Origin of the sequence: Parvularcula marina (genome assembly GCF_003399445.1) — a bacterium.
Classification (GTDB): domain Bacteria; phylum Pseudomonadota; class Alphaproteobacteria; order Caulobacterales; family Parvularculaceae; genus Parvularcula; species Parvularcula marina.
Map to the genome: position 1 here is coordinate 235,297 of NZ_QUQO01000001.1, position 21,425 is coordinate 256,721.

The 21,425-nt window shown below is 59.8% G+C and carries 14 protein-coding genes; 4 read left to right on the forward strand and 10 right to left on the reverse strand.

The features are described from left to right. Positions 1-14: 14 nt before the first annotated feature. Entirely contained in the window at positions 15-2,219 is a 2,205-nt protein-coding gene (locus tag DX908_RS01135; RefSeq protein ID WP_116390636.1) for an RNA degradosome polyphosphate kinase, read from the forward strand. Continuing rightward, positions 2,212-3,726 carry a Ppx/GppA family phosphatase gene (locus DX908_RS01140; protein ID WP_116390637.1) on the forward strand — a complete coding sequence of 505 codons (1,515 nt, stop codon included), beginning with the start codon at positions 2,212-2,214 and terminating at the stop codon, positions 3,724-3,726. Before DX908_RS01135 ends, DX908_RS01140 begins: the two co-directional genes overlap by 8 nt. Here DX908_RS01140 and rnd read toward each other — a convergent pair. The 3 genes from rnd to DX908_RS01155 all read right to left on the reverse strand — a co-directional run bounded on the left by rnd (position 3,714) and on the right by DX908_RS01155 (position 8,927). Continuing rightward, positions 3,714-4,874, reverse strand: a complete 1,161-nt coding sequence (rnd, locus tag DX908_RS01145; RefSeq protein WP_116390638.1) for a ribonuclease D — start codon at positions 4,872-4,874, stop codon at positions 3,714-3,716. The genes DX908_RS01140 and rnd overlap by 13 nt on opposite strands. Before the next feature lie 57 nt (positions 4,875-4,931). Continuing rightward, positions 4,932-7,574, reverse strand: a complete 2,643-nt coding sequence (locus DX908_RS01150; protein ID WP_116390639.1) for a TonB-dependent receptor — start codon at positions 7,572-7,574, stop codon at positions 4,932-4,934. A gap of 99 nt (positions 7,575-7,673) precedes the next feature. Continuing rightward, complete coding sequence (locus DX908_RS01155) at positions 7,674-8,927, reverse strand: hydrolase (RefSeq protein ID WP_116390640.1); 1,254 nt, start codon at positions 8,925-8,927, stop codon at positions 7,674-7,676. Between the two features lie 55 nt (positions 8,928-8,982). Between DX908_RS01155 and DX908_RS01160 the strand changes: the two genes are divergently transcribed. After that, the gene (locus DX908_RS01160) at positions 8,983-10,452 is read left to right on the forward strand and encodes a protein adenylyltransferase SelO (RefSeq protein WP_116390641.1); all 1,470 of its coding nucleotides are present in this window, start codon (positions 8,983-8,985) and stop codon (positions 10,450-10,452) included. 58 nt (positions 10,453-10,510) lie between these two features. On the opposite strand, the gene DX908_RS01165 is transcribed toward DX908_RS01160, so the two are convergent. The 6 genes from DX908_RS01165 to DX908_RS01190 all read right to left on the reverse strand — a co-directional run bounded on the left by DX908_RS01165 (position 10,511) and on the right by DX908_RS01190 (position 16,660). Further along, complete coding sequence (locus DX908_RS01165; protein WP_116390642.1) at positions 10,511-10,933, reverse strand: hypothetical protein; 423 nt, start codon at positions 10,931-10,933, stop codon at positions 10,511-10,513. Between the two features lie 175 nt (positions 10,934-11,108). Continuing rightward, on the reverse strand, positions 11,109-12,065 hold the full coding sequence (gene argC / locus DX908_RS01170) for an N-acetyl-gamma-glutamyl-phosphate reductase (protein ID WP_116390643.1): 957 nt from the start codon (positions 12,063-12,065) through the stop codon (positions 11,109-11,111). Further along, positions 12,062-13,384 carry an acetylglutamate kinase gene (locus tag DX908_RS01175; RefSeq protein ID WP_116390644.1) on the reverse strand — a complete coding sequence of 441 codons (1,323 nt, stop codon included), beginning with the start codon at positions 13,382-13,384 and terminating at the stop codon, positions 12,062-12,064. The genes argC and DX908_RS01175 overlap by 4 nt, the downstream gene beginning before the upstream one ends. After that, positions 13,377-14,435, reverse strand: a complete 1,059-nt coding sequence (locus DX908_RS01180; protein ID WP_116390645.1) for an acetylornithine deacetylase — start codon at positions 14,433-14,435, stop codon at positions 13,377-13,379. The genes DX908_RS01175 and DX908_RS01180 overlap by 8 nt, the downstream gene beginning before the upstream one ends. Positions 14,436-14,441: 6 nt before the next feature. After that, on the reverse strand, positions 14,442-15,647 hold the full coding sequence (locus DX908_RS01185; RefSeq protein ID WP_116390646.1) for an argininosuccinate synthase: 1,206 nt from the start codon (positions 15,645-15,647) through the stop codon (positions 14,442-14,444). An 11-nt stretch (positions 15,648-15,658) separates the two neighbouring features. Continuing rightward, complete coding sequence (locus DX908_RS01190; protein ID WP_116392933.1) at positions 15,659-16,660, reverse strand: N-acetylornithine carbamoyltransferase; 1,002 nt, start codon at positions 16,658-16,660, stop codon at positions 15,659-15,661. 244 nt (positions 16,661-16,904) lie between these two features. Here DX908_RS01190 and argH point away from each other — a divergent pair, with 244 nt between their 5' ends. Further along, positions 16,905-18,323, forward strand: a complete 1,419-nt coding sequence (gene argH / locus DX908_RS01195) for an argininosuccinate lyase (protein WP_199564547.1) — start codon at positions 16,905-16,907, stop codon at positions 18,321-18,323. 103 nt (positions 18,324-18,426) lie between these two features. Here the strand turns inward: argH and DX908_RS01200 are convergent, their stop codons facing one another. Next, positions 18,427-20,844 (reverse strand): hypothetical protein, encoded by a 2,418-nt coding sequence (locus tag DX908_RS01200; RefSeq protein WP_158548397.1) that lies wholly within the window; start codon positions 20,842-20,844, stop codon positions 18,427-18,429. Positions 20,845-21,425 lie beyond the last annotated feature (581 nt).

Below are 21,425 nucleotides of genomic sequence, written 5' to 3' on the forward strand. Positions count from 1 at the left end.
GAGCCTGTCCCGTCATGTCTGACGCCCCCGTCACGAAGATCGAAGATGACCTCGTCTCCAAGGCGGAAAATCGTCCGGTGCCGCCCTCCATCCCGATGGACAGCCCCGAGCGCTTCATCAATCGCGAGCTGAGCTGGCTCGATTTCAATATCCGCGTGCTAGAAGAGGCGGATAACCCCAATCACCCGGTGCTCGAACGCCTGCGGTTCCTGTCGATCTCGGCAAGCAATCTCGATGAGTTCTTCATGGTCCGTGTGGCGGGACTGATCGGTCAGGTGCGCGCAGGGATCTCCCAGCGCAGCCAGGACGGGCTCAACCCCACCGACCAATTGGCCGCGATCAATGACCGCTCCTCAGAGCTGATGTCGCGCCAGCAGCGGACATGGAACACGCTGCTGCCGGAACTGGCTGAAGCAGGCGTCGAAGTCGTCACCGCCGATGAGCTGACCCTGAATGAGCGTGAATGGCTCGAAGAAGAATTTCTCTCCAATATCTTCCCGGTCCTGACGCCGCTGGCGCTCGATCCTGCGCACCCTTTCCCCTTCATCCCCAATCTGGGGTTTGTTCTGTGCTTCACAGTGGAAGGTGGGGGGCCGGCGCCGGTCAAATTCCTCCCCGTACCGAGCATGATCCGGCGATTCCTGCGCCTGCCCGATGATCCGGGGGCGGGCGGCGGCATGGCCAAGGCCCGCTACATCACGCTTGAGCGGGTGATCCTCAATTTCCTCCATCATCTTTTCCCGGAATCCAAGATCACCGCCATGGGCGCCTTCCGGGTAATCCGGGATTCGGATGTCGAGATCGATGATGAGGCCGAAGACCTCGTCCAGCAGTTCGAAACCATGCTGCGCCGCCGCCGCCGGGGCGAGGTGATCCGCCTGAAGATGCATGCGGATACGCCTGACCAGTTGCGGGCGCTTGTCATCGAAAAACTGCATGTGCACCCCAATGATGTCGTCTTTGTCGATGGGCTTCTGGGTCTTGCGCAGACCTCGGAGCTGATCCCCAAGGATCTTCCTGATCTTGTTTTTGAGCCCTTCGAAGCTCGGTTCCCGGAGCGGATTCGCGAGCATGGCGGGGACTGTTTCTCTGCGATTTCTGAGAAAGATATTCTGGTCCACCATCCGTATGAGGAATTCGATGTTGTCGTGCAGTTCCTCAAACAGGCGGCGACAGACCCGGATGTCATTGCGATCAAGCAGACGCTTTACCGGACCTCTCGCCAGTCCCCGATTGTCGAGGCGCTGATCGAGGCGGCCGAGAACGGCAAGAATGTTACCGCACTGGTCGAACTGAAAGCCCGCTTTGACGAAGAAGCCAATATCCGCTGGGCGAGGGCGCTCGAGCGGGCAGGCGTCAATGTCGTCTACGGATTTGTTGACTACAAGACCCACGCCAAACTGTCTTATGTTGTCCGCCGTGAGGGCAAGGACACGCGCGCTTATTGCCATGTCGGCACCGGCAATTACCATCAGGTGACGGCCAAGATCTATACGGACCTTTCGCTGTTCACAACGGATGAGGCGATTGCCCGCGATGTCGCCAAGATCTTCAACTATGTGACGGGCTATGCACCGCCACAGGATTTCGAGCAGATCTCGATTGCGCCGCTCAATCTCCGTGAGCGGATTTATGGCTGTATCGAGAAGGAAATCGAGAACGCACAAGCAGGAAAGCCGGCGTCGATCTGGGCGAAGATGAATTCGCTCGTCGATGGCGAGATGATCGACCGGCTTTATGCGGCCAGCCAAGCCGGGGTGCAGATTGATCTGGTTATTCGCGGCATCTGCTGTCTGCGACCGGGCATTCCGGGCCTGTCCGAGAATATCCGGGTCAAGAGTATTGTTGGTCGTTATCTTGAGCACTCAAGGATTTGCTGTTTCGGCAATGGCTCTCCGCTGCCGTCTGATCAGGCCAAGGTGTTCATCTCGTCAGCGGACTGGATGCCGCGCAATCTCACACGGCGGGTCGAGGTTCTTTGCCCGGTCCTCAATGAGACGACCCATAACCAGGTGCTCGATCAGATCATGGTCGCAAACCTGAAGGATGAGGCGCAAAGCTGGCGCCTCCAGCCGGATGGGTCATGGAGCCGGGTCCGGACACCCAAAGGCGAAGATGCGTTCAACGTACATAAATATTTCATGACCAATCCCAGCCTTTCGGGGCGCGGCAGAGCCCTTCGTGAACAGCCGCCGCGGACCCTTTCTGTCGATGACTGACCGCAAGTCGACGGCGGCCGATGTGGCCCGCGGGGCCGTCATCGATATCGGCTCGAATTCCGTCCGTCTCGTGATTTATGAGGGGCCGTCACGCTGCCCGATTCAGGTCTTCAACGAGAAGACCTTATGCGGTCTGGGCGAGCGTGACCGTGACACGGGGCGCCTTCAGGAAGAGAACATGGCCGATGCGCTCTTCACGCTGGAACGCTTCCGGTTGCTACTCGACGCAGCGGACCCCGACGTCCTTCATGTCTTTGCGACTTCCGCTGTGCGGGAGGCGCCCAACGGGCAGGATTTCCTCGCTGAGGTGGAAGCGCTCGGCTATTCGCCGCTGCTGGTCAGTGGGGAAGAAGAGGCAAAACTTGCCGCCTACGGCATTCTTTCCGGTGTGCCGGATATTCTGCATATGGAGCATGGCGCACTTGCCGGTGACATCGGCGGGGGGAGCTTAGAGCTTTCGCATATCCATAAAGATATCGATGGCTGGGTCGGTGAGAGGACCAGCCTGCCGCTTGGCGCGCTCCGGCTTTATGTCGATTTCGAAGAAGACCGCGCCGCCGCGCGTAAGCATATCGAGAGCGAGATCAGCAAGGTCGACTGGCTCGGCCAGACCGGCAGTGACACACTTTATGTTGTTGGCGGGGCATGGCGGAGCCTCGCAAAGATCGCGCAGGCCCAGGCGCAATATCCGATCGAAATTCTCGACCGGTATGTCCTGACCCGGAAGGATGCGGCGCGGCTTTGTCAGGTTGTCAGCAAACAGCATGCAGAATCGCTTTCTTCCATGCCGGTCGTGCAGCGCCGCCGCGCGCCGACACTGCCATACGCGGCGATGGTGCTTGAAGCGGTGCTTGATGCGGCGAAGGTCGACCGGCTCGAAGTCGTCTCCAGCGGGGTGCGTGAAGGCGTTCTGTTTGCGGGCCTGCCACAAGAAGTTCAGCGGCTTGATCCCCTGATCGAGATTGCCCGGCATCTTGCCACACGCTTCGGTTCGCATCTTCGTCCGCCAGCGGAGGAGCTCAATCAGATCATCCAGCCGCTCTTTTCATCGGCCGGCCCGACCCAGAAAAGATGGCTGCGCGCGTCCTGCGAGTTGAGCAATTTCTCTGCTGGGCTTGAGCCAGATGAACGGGCCTCTCATGCGGCAAAAGCCATCATGGCGCTGCCGCTCAAAGGTCTGAGCCACCATGGCCGAATCTTCCTGTCCGCTGCGCTCGCCGGACGGCATGGCGCGAGTGAGGATGAGCTTCTTGAGTGGCTGCCCTTCCAAGTACTGCCCGATGAGATGCGACGGGATGCGCAACTCCTTGGACTGACCTTGCGGTTCCTGTCCTCGCTGGCACCCGCAGGCGGGCCAGCGCTGAAGGAGGGTGCCTTCGTGCCGGAACGCGGCAGCCTTGGTTTCACCCTGCCGGCATCATTGCTGCCGCTCTGGGGGGCGGGGCCAGCTAAGCGGTTCGAGCGCATTGCCGCTTTCCTCGAATTAGAGGCGGTTCACCCCAGCTGATCGGTTTCGATCAGGATGACTTTCTTGCCTTTTAGGGCGAGCGCCAGTTCGCCATGTTTGAGGCGCAGGGCGATGTTGCCGAAAACCTCGCGCCGCCAGCCTTTCATGGCGGGCACATCGGCATTGTCTTCAAGCGCAATGGCTTCAAGGTCTGCCGCAGAGGCCAGCATTTTTGGGGCGATGCCGTTCTGCTCACTCTGGCGTTTCAGCAGTACACGGAGGAGATCGAGCACGTCCACCGGAGCAGGCTGGCGATGGGTACGCTTCTCTCGCTGGCTGCGTTCTTCCTCAGGCAAGGCTTTCGCCGCCTTGATCGCTTCGAGCAGGCTTGCGGCCGCGCGGGAGCGTTCAAAGCCCGACGGAATGGCGCGGAGCTGGCCCAGCGCCTGCGGCGTGTCGGGCGCGGCCCGTGCGACTTCGAAGAGGCCGTCATCTTTGAGGATGCGCGAGCGCGGCTGGTTGCGTGAAATTGCCTCGCGCTCCCGCCATGCGGCGACATGTTTGAGCGTGTCGAGTTCCCGCGGGCGCAAATTCCGCGTCTTCAGCCTTTGCCACGCTGTCTCGGGCGCGGTGAAGTAAAGCGTCGGCTCGTCGAGGACTTTCATCTCCTCTTCGATCCACGCCATGCGGCCCGCGTCTTTGAGCTCCTTGACCAGCGCCTCATAGGCATCAACGAGGTGGGTCACATCGCCGAGGGCGTAGGTCAGCTGTTTGTCCGAGAGCGGACGTTTTGACCAGTCTGTGAAACGCGAGCCCTTGTCAACCTGCTCGCCGGTCACTTCACGGATGAGGCTTTCATAGCCGACCTGATCGCCGTGACCGCAGGCCATGGCCGCGATCTGGGTATCGAAGAGAGGGCCGGGGACTTCCTTCATCAGCTCATAGAAGATTTCGAGGTCCTGCCGGGCGGCATGGAAGACCTTGAGGATCGAGCGATCCGCCATGATCTCGAGAAGCGGCGCAAGGTCGAGCTCATCCGACAGAGGGTCGATGATGGCCGCTTCGTCCTTGCTCGCCACCTGGATCAGGCAAAGCATTGAATAATAGGTCTTCTCCCGCATGAACTCGGTGTCGACCGTGATGAATTCGTGCTGGCGGAGGCGCGCGCAGAACTCAGAAAGCGCGGCTGTCTTGGTAATCACTTGCATAAGCCCAGCCGTCTAGCAGGTTTTCAGGGCCAGCAAAGAGGAGTTTCAAGACACGCCTCAGAAGCTTTTGCGAACGAAAACACCCACGGTTCGGCCGACCGGATCGATAAGATCGGGCTGATACTGACCCGGCGTCTCGCCATTACCGTCCCGGACCTCGCGTTTTTCATCAAAGATGTTCTGCGAGAACAGGCTGACATGGGTGTCTTTCAGGAGCGGATATTTCTCGATCAGCTTGGTGCGTTGGTTGAGGTCGAGGAAGATCCGCAGGTTGACCGTCGTCAGAGCGGAGAAGCTGAGATCGCCGCTCGGATCGCCATTGATGTCGATGACCTCGGTGCCTTCTTCCCAGTTTGCGTTGAGCGAGACGCCCACGCCCTTGTTGAAGACATTGGTGCGCAGATTGAGCTGGTTCCGCGACTGGCCGCCGCCGCTGCCGATGGCTGAGCCCTCGAGGAGGTCGAATTCGTCGAGCCCTTCGCGGATCAGGATGCGGTCTTCGAGTGCGTAAGTGTGGAAGAGCGAGATCCGGACGCGGCCCGGGATTTCCCGGCGCATACCGCCCCCGCCCCCGGGCGGACGCCCGCCTGCGCGCGGTCCTCTGCCGCCACCGCCGCTTGGGCGATTGCCGCCCTGTGCTCCGCCCTGCTGGCTGGCGCCGAGACGCTTTGACCAGGTGAGGCCGGTGCGGATGTCACGGCGCTGGCTTTCGGCAAAATTGAATGGCGTTGCATCAACGAAGATGAGGTCGCCCATATCATTGCGGATGAAGCGTTCGGGAAGGGCGGCCTGAATTTCGGCGGAGGCCGCGCCGATCGAATTGATCGGGTCCTCAATCAGATTGTCCGTATAGTCCGAACGAATTGAGAATTCGCTTTCCTCGAACGGCTTGAAGTTCAGGCCGATCTTCATCACCCGGCGGTGATCAGCCTGCAGGTCAGGGTTCCCGCCCGTCGCAACGGTTGCGAATACCGTCTCGCCACTGACATAATCATAGGTCCGGGAGTTCTCGGTGATCTGACGCGGATCGCCAAGCTGGGCGATGCTTGGTGCGCCTTCTTCCTCAGTAACAGAGGCGATAACGCGAAGCTGCTTTCGCGGCTGCCATGTCAGGCCATAGCCATAAGTGTAGAGCGTGCCAAAATCAGAGTAATCATCAATCGCGCCATTGAGGTTGATGTTGAAATTGCCAAATCCCCAATTCTCTTCGTCCTCGACATAGAAGATCGGGAAATCGAGGCTGGAGCGAAGGCTATAGGTCTGGCGCGAAAGATCCGTATCCGACTTAACGCCTGAGACCGTATCGCTTGAGTCAAGATTGCGGGAGGTAACTTCCCCCGTCAGGGTCGTGCGCACCTCGCCTGCATCTAGATCCAGAACCGGCCCGGTCATGACGATCGTCGCGTCGTAGCTTGTCGTATTGGTTTCGGCGCGGTCGGTCTGAAGCTCGGTCAAGCTGACCGTATAGGGATTAGTCGCCGCATCACTGCTATCGAGCAGGGCCTGAATAGAGGACGTATCGACCCGGCGGTCGGTCTCCGTCTCTTGCGTCGAAAAATTGGCATTCGCCGTGATCGTCGTGTCCCAACGGTTTCTGCGGCCATTCGCTGTCAGGCCGAGCTTGCCAGTGAACTGATCCGTCTCGCGCATCAGGGCGCCCAGCTCATTGGCATAGCGATAGACGGAAATATCATCCGAAAACGGATTGAATGGTGAGGCGGAAGGGACGGTCAAATTGACCCCAGCCAATCCTTGAAGGCTTTGGCTCTGATTATATTCAAAGCCGCCCGACAGGGTGACGCCCCAGACATCGTTGAGGTCGCGGGCGATACTGGCTTCGACTTCGAGTTTTTCACTCTCGCCGCGAAGGGAACGGAAGTCCGACACATCGGTCTCGTTTGGCTGGTTGGCACCAGCGGCAAAGTCCGAGACGCCCGGCATCGTCACCCCTGTAGGGACGGCGGCGACAGTGACGGTCTCGCCCGCCATGGCGCTCAATGCGGGATCGATCTCCGCGCCCAGCATGGCGGCGGTGATGTTGCCCGTTGCATCATAGGGCTGGGCGGAATCGGTCCGCGTCACGCTGCGCTCTGATTCGAGCAGCGGCGGAGTGACTTCGTACTCACCGGAAATGTTCCAGCGCTGGGTGCCGTCAATCACGAAGCGGCCAAGGTCATATTCGGTCTCGACACTGCCGCCGGCCGTCGGGCCACGCATCTCGAAATCTGCCGTCTTGGTACTGAAATCTTTCTTCAGGATAACATTGATGACCCGCTGGTCGGCACGATAGCCATATTGAAGGGCTGCTTCCTCGGGCAGGATCTCGATTCTCTCGACCGCGTTGGGCGGATAACGGCCAATCTCGCGGAAGCCGGAGATGCGCCGACCATTGAGCAGGACCACAGGCCCGCCACCGCCGCTCCGTCCGCGGCTGGATCCGGTCTCGGCTTCGATCTCGGCGAGAAGCTCGGCAAGGCTGCTGACACCGTAGGAGGCGATGTCTGATTCATCGAGCACCGTGTCGGGGACAATGTTGCCGATCGTCACGCCTCGCTCTCGCGTGCCCTGCACGACGATCGTGTCGCTGCTGACGGTTGGCAGCTCTTCGGTCGGCCCGGTCGTCTGGGCCGCAGCGGGGAGAGAAAAGCCAAGCCCGAGGGACGAGGCTATTGCCAGGCAGGAAACACTGGAGAGACGCATTCAACTAAACCCCAAACTGGAGACTGGTGGATGCGTCTCCTATGGGTCCGCTTTGTATCGGGTTTGTGTCAGCCGCAATGTGCTATTGGGACGCGAGCGTTACATCATGGCCTTGATCGCGGCGGCATCAATTCGTCCATCGGCAAGCCTGTTCAGGAGAAGAGCGGAAAGCCCTGCTCGCTCTGCGAAACTCTCTGCCATGATGAATTCTTCGTGAGAATGGATCCGGCCACCCCGAATGCCGAGCGTGTCGACATTAGGCACCCCCGCCGCGAAGATATTATTCCCCTCGCAGACACCGCCCGTATCAACGAAACCAAGCTCCAGCCCGAGGGCGCGGCCGGTATCGCGGACAGCATCGAATAGCGCCTGCTGGGCGTCATTGCGGGGCTTGGGCGGGCGGTAAAAGCCGCCATGCATCTCGCCTGAAATGCCGTCGCGGGCGATGGCTTTCTCATAGAGCGCCGTGACAGCCTTGGTGCACCACTCGGCAGCTTCTGCATCCGGTGCCCGAGCGCCGAGCCGGACGATGGCAAGGTCGGGGACGATATTCACAGCTCCGCCGCCATCAATCGAGCCGACATTGACGGTCACGCCCTCGCGCTGGCCGTTGAGCTCTTCAAGCCCGACGACGAGTTCCGCCGCCGCATGAAGCGCCGAGCGGCCCTCTTCCTTGGCGCGGCCCGCATGGGCGGACTTGCCGCGAAGGACGATGTCGAAGATCGAGCTGCCCTTGCGCCCGCCGGCAAGATCACCGGTCTCAAGGCAGGGCTCGTAGGTCATGCCGATATGGGCGCCCGATTGCGCTGCCTCGGTCAGGGCTCTTGAGCTCGCAAAATTGCCGATCTCCTCATCCGGGGTGACGACAATCTGATAGCCGAGCCGGTCCTTCATCGGACCTGCTTCGAAGGTTTTGAGTGCCTCCAACATGACGACGAGGCCGCCCTTCATGTCGCAAAGGCCGGGGCCGTTCCAGCGACCATCCCCGAGCTCGCGGATCTCCTCGAACGTGCCCGGTGGGAAGACGGTGTCGTAATGCCCGGAGAGGACGACCTGTACCGGCGCCTTTGGCCGGGCCGTCACGCGAAGGACGGGGGAGGTCTCGATTGAGACCTCGACACCGTCATCACCGACCAGCGGGATCGGATCGCCGGGCTCGGCGCGGACTTCTGCGTCGAGTTCCTCGAAGGCGGCTTTCAGCATCGGGAAGAAGGCTTTCAGTCCTTCAATGTTGTGGCTGCCGGTATTGATACGCGCCCACTCAATCGTGCGGGCCAGCATGGCGTCATTCTCGGCGCGCAACCGGGTGAGGGCGGCATCGTCTTCGGGGGTCAAGGTACTGAGATCGGTCATGGAAAGCGCATGTGCCACAGTCGCGCGAGCGATGCGAGACGGCTAGGCTGCGCAGATGACCCTGCCGCGCGATGACACGCTATTCCCCCAAGAGGCCCTGCGCCCGCAATTCCGGCAATTGCCGAACGTCTTCTACAGCGATGTGGCACCCGAGGCGGTGGGGGAGGATCCGATCCTGGTCCATGTGAATCGGGCGATCCTACCCCGGATCGGCCTGTCGCCTGAGGCAGCGGACACGGTAAGCTTCATCGAGGTGATGGCCGGGCATCGGCTGGTGGCGGGCGCTGAGCCTTATGCCGCCGTTTATGCAGGGCACCAGTTTGGCCATTTCGTTCCCCAGCTTGGCGATGGCCGGGCGGTGACGATTGCCGAGGGCGAGACGGATGGCCAGCCTTGGGAGCTACAGCTCAAAGGAGCGGGGCGCACACCCTATTCAAGATTTGGCGACGGGCGGGCCGTCTTGCGTTCTGTCTTGCGGGAATATCTGTGCAGTGAGCATATGGCCGCGCTCGGCATTCCGACGACGCGGGCGCTCAGCGTGATCGCTTCGCGCGAAGGGGTGCATCGTGAGACGCTGGAGCCCGGCGCCGTCATGGGACGGCTCGCGCCCAGCCATATCCGTTTTGGGCATTTCGAATATTTCCATCACCGGGGCGAGACCGGGCGCGTGCGGGAACTCGCCGATCATGTGCTGGCGCATCATTATCCGGCGCTTAAAGATCGGAAGAACCCTTATGCCGCGCTGTTCGAGGAAGTGACGGCGAGGACCGCCAAGCTGATCGCACAATGGCAGGCGGCGGGGTTCGCCCATGGCGTGATGAATACGGACAATATGTCGATCCTTGGCCTGACGATCGATTACGGGCCGTTCGGTTTCCTTGATCTCTATGATCCGTCCTTCATCTGCAATCATTCGGACGAGATGGGGCGCTATACCTTCTCTCACCAGCCGGGCATTGCTTTCTGGAACCTCAAGGCGCTGGCCGTGGCCTTCACCTCGCTCGTACCGATGGAGGAACTGAGCGCGGCGCTCGAAAGCTATGGTCCGGCCTTTGATGCCGCTTGGATCGGCGAGATACGGCGCAAACTGGGGCTAGAGGTCGAGGAAGAGGGTGATTTCGAACTGGCTGCCAGTTTCCTCAAAATACTTGAAGAGACGAAAGCGGATTACACAAATAGCTGGCGGAGCCTTGGGTATTTCTTGCGCGGTGAAGAGGGCGCACCGTCGGCTGCGCCTCTTGAAGGAAGCGAATGGGTGGCGGCATGGCAGGCGCGGCTGGAACGGGAAGAGGCAGGCCGGGATGAGATCGCCGCGCGCCTAGATGTGGCCAATCCCCGTTATGTCCTGCGGAACTGGGTCGCGGAAACAGCGATAAGGGCGGTGGAGGATGACTTCAATCTGGGCCGACTCGATGAGATATTCCGTATCATAACGAGTCCCTTTGATCCGCATGAAGGGAATGAGGATCTGGCCGCGCCGCCGTCAGCGGAGATGTGCGGGCTGTCTGTGTCCTGCTCCTCCTGAAAAGCGAAAAGGCGGCGCTCGGAAGAGGCCGCCTTCTCCATCACAGAAATGTCAGCAATTAGCCGTCGATGTCGGTGTCACCTTCGACTTCGCCATCTGCTTCGATCTCGGCTTCCGCCTCAAGCATCGGCTTGTCTTCATCATCGCCTTCTTCGTCATCAGCCGCCGCCATGACGTCGGTCTCGCTCTCTACGTCGAGATCGGCATCATCATCGCCAATGGCATCATCCGCATCGCCAAGCTTGACTTCGGCATCCGTCGTCACCGACGCATCGTCATCATCCGTTGTCATATCGACTTCGCCTTCGACATCGACGTCGAGGGTCTCTTCAGCGGCTTCGACCGTCTCTTCGATACTGGTCTCGACCTCGGTTTCGGTCTTGGTGGTGGTTTCCTGTGCCAGTGCCGCAGAGGCAGCAAGGCCGCCGATCACGAGCGACGAGGTGGCGAGAAGGGCTTTGATCTGAGGGGAAGTGGTCATGGGTTCAATCTCCAGATAAGTGTTGCACGACCGGCCGACGCGCAAAACTCAACCGTATGCTGACGTGGTGGCCGCCAGCATGCCTTGCGCCGATGATCGTGCATGGTTAACGGAGTGCCTCCCGAGGCGTTCCGCCCAAAAGGCGAATGCCACAGAATGACCTTATTTCAGGTAGCTAGCGAGCGGGGGTGAGGCCCGTTTTCTCATCGAAACCGAGGACGAGATTGAGGTTCTGGATCGCCTGGGAGGCCGCGCCCTTCAGGAGATTGTCGAGCGCCGAGGTGACAACAATACCGCGCCCATCGGCCCGTAATTGCGGACGGCCGATCTGACAGAGATGGGTGCCCGCTACGGCCACGGGTTCGGCCGGTTCATCCAGAAGAGTGGCAAAGGGTTCGTTCTGATAAGTCTCGGCAAACAGATTTCTGATCTGTTCCTCATCTGCTGCGCCCGCCAACTGCGCGGAGACAGTGACGATCAGCCCTCTGAAGAAAGACGTAACGCATGGCATGAAACGGACATCCTCGCCGGAATGAACGGCGATTTCCTTTTCATGGCCGTGCCCGACAAGCCCGTAGGGGATCACATTATCGTGGAGCGCCTCAGGGTCGTTCTTGCGTGACGGGGTCGTTCCGGCACCGGACCAGCCCGAGAGCCCGAAGACATGGGCCTGACCTTCGAGCAGCCCCTGCAGAGGCAGAAGAGCAAGCTGCGCAGCAGTGGCGTAGCAGCCCGGATTGGCGATCCGGGTTGCGCCCTTGATCTGCGCCCGGTTGCGTTCCGGCAGACCATAGATCCAGCCGCTGTCATGGCGGTAATCCGCTGACAGATCGATCAGCACGCTCTCGGATGCTGTATTGCTTAAGGCTTCAACAAAAGGCGCAGCCTTGCCATTGGGCAGACCGAGAATGACGACATCCGCCTGGCGGTCTGCGGCAGCCTCAGGCCCAAGGGCTTCGAAGACCTGCCCGTCAAAATGGACGTCGCCGTCCAGCATATCGGCAATCGGCTTGCCGTCCCATTCCCGCGAAGAGGCATAGGCGAGCGACAGTTCAGGATGCCGCGCGATCAGCTCCAACATCTCCCGGCCGACATAGCCGCGGGCCCCAATGAGGCCGACATTGATCGTCATGACGCATCCTCGATGAAGCTCGGGGTCCGGGCGACGACATCTTCGATGATGGAAGCTGCCTCGCCGAGGCCGGGGCGGCCGGTCCAGAAGATATTCCAGATGCCGCGCCGGACGAAACCATCCGCATGCGACATGTAAAAGCCGTTGAACCCGTTAGTCTGACGCGAACGCCAGTAAACGACGGGCTCGTCCTCAATCATTAATCGCCAGAGGCCGTGGGTCAGGCCCTCGCCGCGCGCATCTGGATCGACCACGAATTTGTCGAGCAGGACTGCATCACCGAGTTTGATCAGCACCGCAGCCGTCCGGTAGCCTTCCGAGACATAGATCCGGTGGATCGGCAGGCTCTCAAGATATCCCGCCGGCAGGGTCTTGCCGAAAGCGCGCTCGATGAGGCGTTTGAGGCGAGGCACATCGACATCCTCGATCGTCTCATGGCGCTCATATTGCTCACCGAGCCGGACCAGCGTGCCCTGTCCACCATGGGTGAACAGTTCACGGACGATCCCGTCGGGTGAGGTAATCGAGACGGAGGTGGAGGGCGGCAGTTCAGACAGGAGCTTGCCGATCTCTTCAAGTTTGAGCTGCATGCCGGAATGGACCGTGCCATCTTTGATCATCTGCTCAAGCTCGGCATTGAGGTTGATCGAGGTGATCAGATCACCTTCATTATCGAGAAGCCCGCCGGTGCCGGTGACGAAAACGATCTTCAACGGCTCGAAGGCCAGCGCGAGCGCGCGCGCGACGGCATCGGCATTGATATTGACGAGGCGTCCCGCCTCATCGACGCCGATATTGCTGATCAGCGGAATGCTGCCTGAATCCGTGATGGCGGAGATGGTTTCGAGATCGACTGCCAGCGGATCACCGACGCGGCCATATTTTTCTTCATCGACAATCCGGGCCCGGATGGCTGCAGGCGGCACGGCGGCGGTGTGTCCGCCCTGTTGGCCGATGGCGGATGAAAGGGCGATGGTCGTCCGCATAGCAATCGTACTGACGACGTCCATCACTTCCGGGGTGGAGACACGCAGGCCATCTTTCTTGCCGGCATCAACCCCGGCGGCGGCGATGGCTTCATCAAGCTGGGGGCCGGCGCCGTGAACAACGATGGGGGTCAGCCCGACCGTGTTGAGGAGAGCAAGACCCGCCGCCACGGTCTCAAGATCATCACGCAGGACCGCGCCGCCGAGCTTGAAAATCGCAAAGCTGGTGCCGCCCGCCGCGCCGAAACGGTCAAGATAGGTGCGGATTTCTTTGCCGTCCCGGATCTGGCCGAGAAGCTCCGTGAGGGCTGTTTTGACTGGTCCGTCAGCCATGCGTCATGATCCTCATATAGGCATTGAAGGCGGCCTCGAGGTCCGCATAAAGAACGAATTCATCCGCCGCATGGGCCTGGGCGATATCGCCGGGACCAAGAACGAGGGCGGGATATCCGGCAGCGGCAAAGAGCGACGCCTCGGTCCAGAAATCGACTGGATCACCAAGGTCGAGACCGATCCCGGCGGCCCAATCCATCAGGGCTTTTTGTCCAGCCTGTGCCTTGTCATCTGCGATGGGGAGGGGCGGACCCTCAAAGCGTTTTCCTAAAGAGACCAGTTCATCGCCTGCCAGTGCGCGGATCTCGTCTAAGCGCGAGGCGGTATCGGCGCCGGGCAGCCCCCGGAAGCCGAAGCGGACGAGACAGTCCGCCGCCACCATATTAGGTTTCACGCCGCCTTCGATACGCCCGAAATTGAGCCGATAGTCCGCGGCCCACGGCAGAGCGAGGGCGTCTGTCACGAATTTTGCCGCCGCATGGATGGCCGAGACGCCGCCCTTTGAGGCGTGGCCGGACATTCCCTTGAAATTGGCTTCCGCCGACAGGATGCCGCGATGCTGCGGCGTTGCCTTCGCCTTCGTCGGTTCGGAGACAATGACGCGGTCGTAGGGATGGGATTCTTTCAAAAATCCGTGCACTGCATCGCTCTGGCCGGCTTCTTCATCGGTCGTGAAGAGGAGCGCCATGGGGCCGTCAGTTTTGGCGGCAACATTGAGAAGGCAGGCTGCTGCCCCCTTGATATCGCAGGTGCCAAGGCCGATGGCGCGGTCATCTGCCCGCGTCATTTTGTGCGGATCTTGCGTCCAGCCGGGCGCAATCGGCACGGTGTCGAGATGGACATTGAAGAGTGTCCTTGCCTCGCCACGCTTTGCATACCAGCCAAGGCAGCCATCACCATAGTCGAGCACGGATGTCTCAAACCCCGGCGCGTGGGTATCAAGCCAGCCGAAAAGCTCCGCCTGCGGCGTTAGCGCCCGCGGCGGGTTCTGGCTGTCAAATCCGACAAGGGCTTCGAGGTGATCAAGGACCGTATCAAGAGAAAACGTCACGAAAAATCAGTCCTTGTCGCCGACAAGCGTCCATAGGGCCGCCGACTGACCGACCAGCTTGATGAAGCCGGTCGCTTCCTCCGCCGTCCAGTCTGCCGCCTGCGCATAGGTCGCCCCATCTCGGCGAAGGAGGTAGTCGGAGGTAATCTCGACCGCATCGACCCTTCCGCCGCTGGTCATCAGCGTAACGTTGCCGGTGACCCTTTCCTGCGTTGAGGTGATGAAATCTTCGATCTGTGAACGGAGGGGGTCGAAATAGCCGCCATCATAGACCAGGTCTGCCCATTTGCGGGCCACCATGGGTTTGAAATCGTTCTGCGCCATGGTGAAGACACCCTGTTCGAGCGCCCGGTGCGCGGCTTCGAGCGCGATGAGGCCTGGGGCCTCGAACGCAATCCGGCCTTTCAGCCCGACCAGCGTGTCGCCCGTATAGGTGCCGTAACCGACGCCGTAAGCCCCGAATTCACGGTTGAGGCGGCTTAGAAGATCCGGACCCGGTACAGGCTGACCATCGATTGCAACAGCGACACCGTTTTCGAACTGGATTGTCAGCTCCAGCGGATGGCTCGGCCAGTCGCCGGCAGGCTTGGTCAGCGAGCGTGCCTTGTCGGACGGGGTCTTCCAGTCATCGATCTCCCGGCCGGAAAAGGTCGTGCCCAGAAGGTTCTGGTTGATCGTATAGAGTTTCTGCGAGGCAGGGACTTCAAAACCGCGATCTTCGAGATATTTACGCTCATATTCCCGGACATTGCCCGCATCGCGCGGCACTTCGCGGATCGGCGCGAGCGATTTGAACCCACCGAGCGCGGCAATCGACCGGTCAAAACGCACCTGGTCATTGCCCATGCCGGTGCAGCCATGCGCAATCGCATCGGCGCCGGTCTTTTTCGCAATCTCAACGCCGAGTTTGACGATCAGATAACGGTCCGCACAAAGAAGGGGATAGCGCCCCTGGCGCCATTCGCCCGCCCGGATCAGCGGGGTGACGATCTCATCCCACAGACGGCCTGCGGCTTCCACCGAATGGTGCTCAACCGCGCCGAGTTCTTTCGCGCGCGCTTCGACCTCTTCGGGGGAGGCTTCCGCACTGCCGGGGCCGGCCGTATCGACAAAATAGGTGACGACGTCCCAGCCCTGTTCCTTCAGCCAGACGACGCAATAACTGGTATCAAGACCGCCCGAGAAGGCGAGAACAACTTTACCCTTGGACATTTGAAAACTCCTTATTCGCCGCCGAGCAGGGTTTTGAGCACTGCTTTCTGGACGGGCAGGCGGTTCGCCGCCTCTTCGATAAAGACCGCATTCGGACTGTCGGCGACGGCATCCGTCACCTTGATATTGCGGCGCATGGGCAGGCAATGGCTGAAGAGGCCATTATTTGTGAGGGCCATTTTCTTTTCATCGACGATGAAATGCTGATGGGCATCGCGGATCGGTTTTTCGTCTTCCCAGCGGCCAAAATAAGGGAGTGCACCCCAGCTTTTTGCATACACGACATCGGCGCCATCATAGGCCTCTTCGGGATCATGGCTGATGGTCAACGACCCGCCATATTCCTTCGCGAAATTCTCCGCCGCTGTCATATAGCGTTCATCGAGAAGATATTCCGGTGTCGGACAGAGGAGGGTCACATCCATCCCGAATTTTGACGAGATCAGCAGCGCGGAGTTAGCGACCGCCGTATTCAGCGGCTTGGGGTGATAGGTCCATGTGAGGACGAATTTCTTCTTCTTCACCTCACCCAGCCGGTCCTGAAGCGTGCGCATCAACGCCAGTTCCTGACAGGGATGAACGATCGTCTCCATATTCACGACCGGCACGGTCGCGTGCTCGGCAAAGGCGCGGATCAGCATGTCCTGACGGTCAACCTGCCAGTCTTGGAATTTCGGGAAGGCGCGGATGCAGATCACATCGACATAGGTCGAAAGGACGCGCGCTGCCTCACGGACATGTTCTTCTGCCGTACCGTCCATGACGACGCCGTCTTCGATTTCGAGCGGCCATGTCCCGGCGGCATCAAGCACGATGGCATCGCCGCCCTGTTCCAGCATCGCCACCTGAAAGGAGGTCCGTGTACGCAATGACGGGTTATAGAAGATCAGCGCCGCTTTCTTGCCGGCAAGACCTTCATCGCGCTTGCCGCGAAGCTGTGCGGCACTATCGAGCAGGCCCTGCAGTTCGGCCTGCGACCAGTCGGCGGTCGATAAGAAATGACGGTGTGTAATCGGTCTGATCCTTTTCATTGAGGCATAAAAAAACCCGGCAACTAGGCCGGGCGCGTGCGGGGAACGTCGCTGCGGTCAGCCGCAACGGCGCGCGCACGCGTTTCGGCGGCGTCGCGACAGTCCCATATCGAAGTTGGTCACAAATGTCTTCACGGAGACACTCCTTGACAGATTGCGGCAAGCTACACACGCACGCAACAAAGGTGCAAGTCCAAAATGTATCGGCACCGAGATGGAGAAGAGCATGACCGGCAGAAAAGACGAGACGGGCAAATCCGGTGTGAATGCCATGTGGGGCGGGCGGTTCAGCGAGGCGCCGTCCGATGTGATGCAGCGCTTCAATGCCTCGATCGGTTTTGACCAGCGCCTTGCCGCAGAGGACATTGCTGGCTCGCGAGCTCACGCGACGATGCTGGCGAGCCAGGGGATCATCTCCGAAGCTGATCGCGACGCAATCCTCTCTGGGCTCGAACAGGTCGAGACGGAAATCGCCGAAGGGCGTTTTAAATTCTCCGAAGCTCTTGAAGACATCCATATGAATGTCGAAGGGCGGCTGGCCGAGTTGATCGGCGATGCGGCGGGTCGGCTGCATACCGGCCGTTCACGGAATGATCAAGTCGCAACCGATTTCAAACTCTGGGTGCGCGGCACGCTCGATGGACTGATCGAGGCGACCCGCGACTGGCAGAAAGCGCTGGTGACGCTGGCCGCGGATCATGTCGGTACGGTCATGCCGGGCTTCACCCATTTGCAGCCGGCAACACCGGTGACCTTTGCCCATCACCTGCTCGCTTATGCTGAAATGGCCGAACGCGACCTAAGCCGCTATGCCGATGCAAGAGCGCGGCTCAATGAATGCCCGCTGGGGGCAGCGGCCCTTGCGGGCACGTCCCATCCGATCGATCGGGAGATGACGGCGAAAGCGCTGGGCTTTTATCGGCCAACGGCGAACTCACTTGATTCCGTCAGCTCACGGGATTTTGCGCTGGAAGCATTGTCTGCCGCCTCGCTTGGGGCGATCACCCTGTCGCGCTTTGCCGAAGAGGTGATCATCTGGTCGACGGCGGCCTTCGGGTTTGTCAAATGCTCGGATGCGTTTTCGACCGGCTCTTCGATCATGCCGCAAAAGCGTAATCCCGATGCGGCGGAGCTATTGCGCGGTAAGACGGGGAGGGTGATCGGCGCCTTCAACACGCTGGCCGTGACCATGAAGGGCCTGCCGCTCGCCTATTCAAAGGACATGCAAGAAGACAAGGAACCGGTCTTCGATGCGCTCGATACGCTGGGCGCGTGCCTGACGATTGCCGCTGGTGTCACCGGCAGCCTGATCGTCAACAAAGACACCATGAAGGCCGCTGCCGGTGTCGGCTATACAACGGCGGTGGATCTAGCTGACTGGCTTGTCCGGGAGCTGAATATTCCCTTTCGTGAAGCCCATCACGTTGTCGGGCGGCTGGTCGCAACAGCCGAAAAGACTGGCACCGACCTTCATGAGCTGTCCGATGAAGCCCTGAAGGCGGCGCACCCCGAACTCACCGGCAAGGTGAGGGAGGCGGTGACGGTCGAAGCCTCTGTCGCTGCGCGGAAACATATTGGTGGTCCGGCACCTGATGCGGTGAACCGAGAGCTTGTCAAATGGCAGGCGCGGCTTGCATTGAAATAAGCCGATAGTCCAACGACGTTCAACCTACGGCGTTATTCCGATTACCAGCCAAAAGAAAAGGGCCGCCCGAGGGCGGCCCTTCCCGTAGAATGTATCGTCCAGCTTATGACACGTCGCCGTGGTCGTGAACGAATGCTTCGAAGATATCCATGAGTTCCGTCTTCGTGAAGTCGTCGGAAGGAACTTCGAACGGACCAACTTCCATGACCGGACGGTCCATGTCCATGATCACTTTGTCGACGCCAGGCACGAAGGGCTCTTCGTACTTGTCGAAGCCAAAGGTGAGGACTTCTTCGTCCGTCTGCCAGAAGCCTTGGAAGTTCTTCGGTGTATCCGCGAACGGATTAAGCGACTGAACTTCGCCGAGCTCGAAGATGGTGTTCGGGCTAACGTCACGGATGTAGATGAACGAGCCATTTTCGAATTCGATGACAAGGTCATTATCCGTGAAGGCGAAGCCACCTTCTTCGTAATCGCGCTCTGGCACGTAGGTGAAGAGATCGGCGCTGGAGAGCGACGTCGCGTCATCGAGAGCTTCGAAGAACTCACGAGCCGTGAAGCCACCAACAGAACCGTCAGCCAGCGTCAGATTGAAGCACAGCTGATCTTCCTGGTTGCCATCGAAGTCAAAGATGTAGGTCCCGAAGAGACCATTCGCATCGATGTCAGTGATGTTGCCAGCAGCGTCCGTGGTGACGACGAGGTCGACGATGAAATCGTCGGCGCCTTCTTCACCGTGCAGGACGTTTACACCCTGACGACCAACGAGCGTGTCGTCATGCTCACCACCGAAGAGGTAGTCGAGGCCAGAGAAGAGACCGAACTGGTCATCACCACCGATGATGAGGTCGTCATCTTCTTCGCCGTCCATGAAGTAGTCGCCCGAGCCGCTCGTGAAGAGCGTGTCGTTGCCCGTGCCACCAAGGACAGTGTCGCCACCAACGAACTCCGGCAGGAAGTCGATGAGGATCGTAGCCGAGTTGCCAGCGTCGATCAGGTCATCGCCAGAACCGCCATCGGCATAGTCGTTGCCGTTGCCGCCCTGGATCTCGTCATTGCCTTCTTCGCCGTAAAGCGCGTCCCAGCCGTCCGAGCCGTCGATGGTGTCGTCGCCGTAGCCACCAACGACAACGTCGTCGTGGTTTTCGCCGTCGAGGCAGTCATCGCCACCGTTGCCTTCGATGTAGTCATCGCCGTTGCCGCCGAGAACCGTATCGAGACCTTCGCCGCCGATCAGGTAATCCCAGCCATTGCCGCCGTCGATGGCGTCATTGCCGCTATCACCGTAAGCAACGTCCCAGCCGTCTTCGCCGCGAATGACGTCGTCGCCATTGCCGCCAGACATCAGGTCGTTATCGTCGCCACCGTCGATGAAGTCGTTGCCGTTAACGCCTTGCAGGACGTCATCGCCATTTTCACCGAAGATTTTGTCGTCGCCGTCGTCGCCGAAGAAGCCCGGCTCAACGTCAAAGGCATCCGAACCCGTGATGGAGTCGTTGCCGTCGCCACCAAGCATGGTGTCGTTGCCGTGACCACCGCGGAGATCGTCGGCGCCGTCTTCACCTTCCATGAAGTCGTCGTCGTCGTTACCGTTCAGGCTGTCGTCGCCGTCGCCACCGAAGAGTTTGTCGTCGCCAGCGCCGCCGTCAACGTCGTCATGGCCTTCTTCGCCAAGCAGAACGTCTTCGTCTTTGCCGCCGTCGATGTCGTCAGCGCCGATGCCGCCCAGGATCGTGTCCTGACCGTCAGAACCCTGAAGGTTGTCTTCGCCAGCTTCACCAAAGATGAGGTCATCGCCGTCATTACCGGTGATGTCGTCACCGCGACCTTTTTCGTCGCCGCCAACGAGCGTGTCGTTGCCTTCATCGCCCTTCATGGAGTCGATGCCAGCGCCGCCGAACATGAGGTCATCATCTTCGCCACCGCGCATGGTGTCACGGCCGTTGCCGCCGAGCATGGTGTCATCACCAGCTTCGCCGAGCAGACGGTCAGCACCGTTGCCACCGAAAACGAGGTCCATGCCGAAGCCAGCACGGATGATGTCGTCGCCGCCATCGCCGCAAAGCTCGTCATCGCCAGCGTTGCCGTAGATACGGTCACGATCAGCACCACCAGAAACGAGGTCGTCGCCAGCGCCACCACGGATGGTGTCGGTGCCGTCATTACCTTGCAGCTCGTCGTTGCCGTCATTGCCTTCGATCGAGTCGTCGCCCGACTGACCAGCAACTTTGTCGTCACCAGCGTTTCCGTAAAGGGTGTCATTACCCCAGTTCGGGTTCGGGTCTTTTTCAACGTTTGCATCACCAATGATGATGTCGTCGCCGTTCTGACCTTTTACTTCGTCATCACCAGCGCCACCGGAAATGGTGTCATCCTGGGACCCGCCTTTGACAGTGTCGTCGCCGGTTTGGGCATAGATGAGGTCGTTACCGCCGCGGCCGTCGATAAAATCGTCGCCTGAGACGTCCTCCCCGAGACCCGGGAAGAGTTCTGACGTGTCGTCGCCATAAATGTTTGCCATGTCGCTCTCTCCTAAAAGCACTACTGGAACTGAGAGGGACCGATGTTCCCAACCGGTTCTGCCCCCTAAAATCATCCCCGCCGATACATGACGGGTCAGACCCTTATCGGGTTAATTGACAAAAGCGTGGAACGTCCCCCCCCGTTTGTGGGGGGAATTGGCCTAAGTGGCGACAATTACGTCGTTTTTCGGGGTTTGATTGCAATTTTACATGAGCACAATTGGTTAACGGATTGATCTTTTCCCGTCTCAGGAAACGTCACGAATAGGTGTGTCCCGTCATAGGTGTACTCATTAGGTTCTCATCGAAATTGATGTCAAAAACTGTCTCAAACGGGGCAAATCAGTTCTGGAGACGAGGAGAAATCCGGAGAACCAGAGGAGTTTGGTCGCCAAGATGAGGAGATCTCTAAAGCTGCACAATCAGCTCGCAGAGCCTGACAGGCACGCTCTCATGGGTACTTTCAGTAAGGTGAGAAGCACCCTGTTTGAATAGAAAGCCGTTCACGAAAAAGGCCGCTCGTAAGAGCGGCCTTTCCCAATTCGAGTGAGGGATCCCTTTGGGAGACCCCTCTGGACCC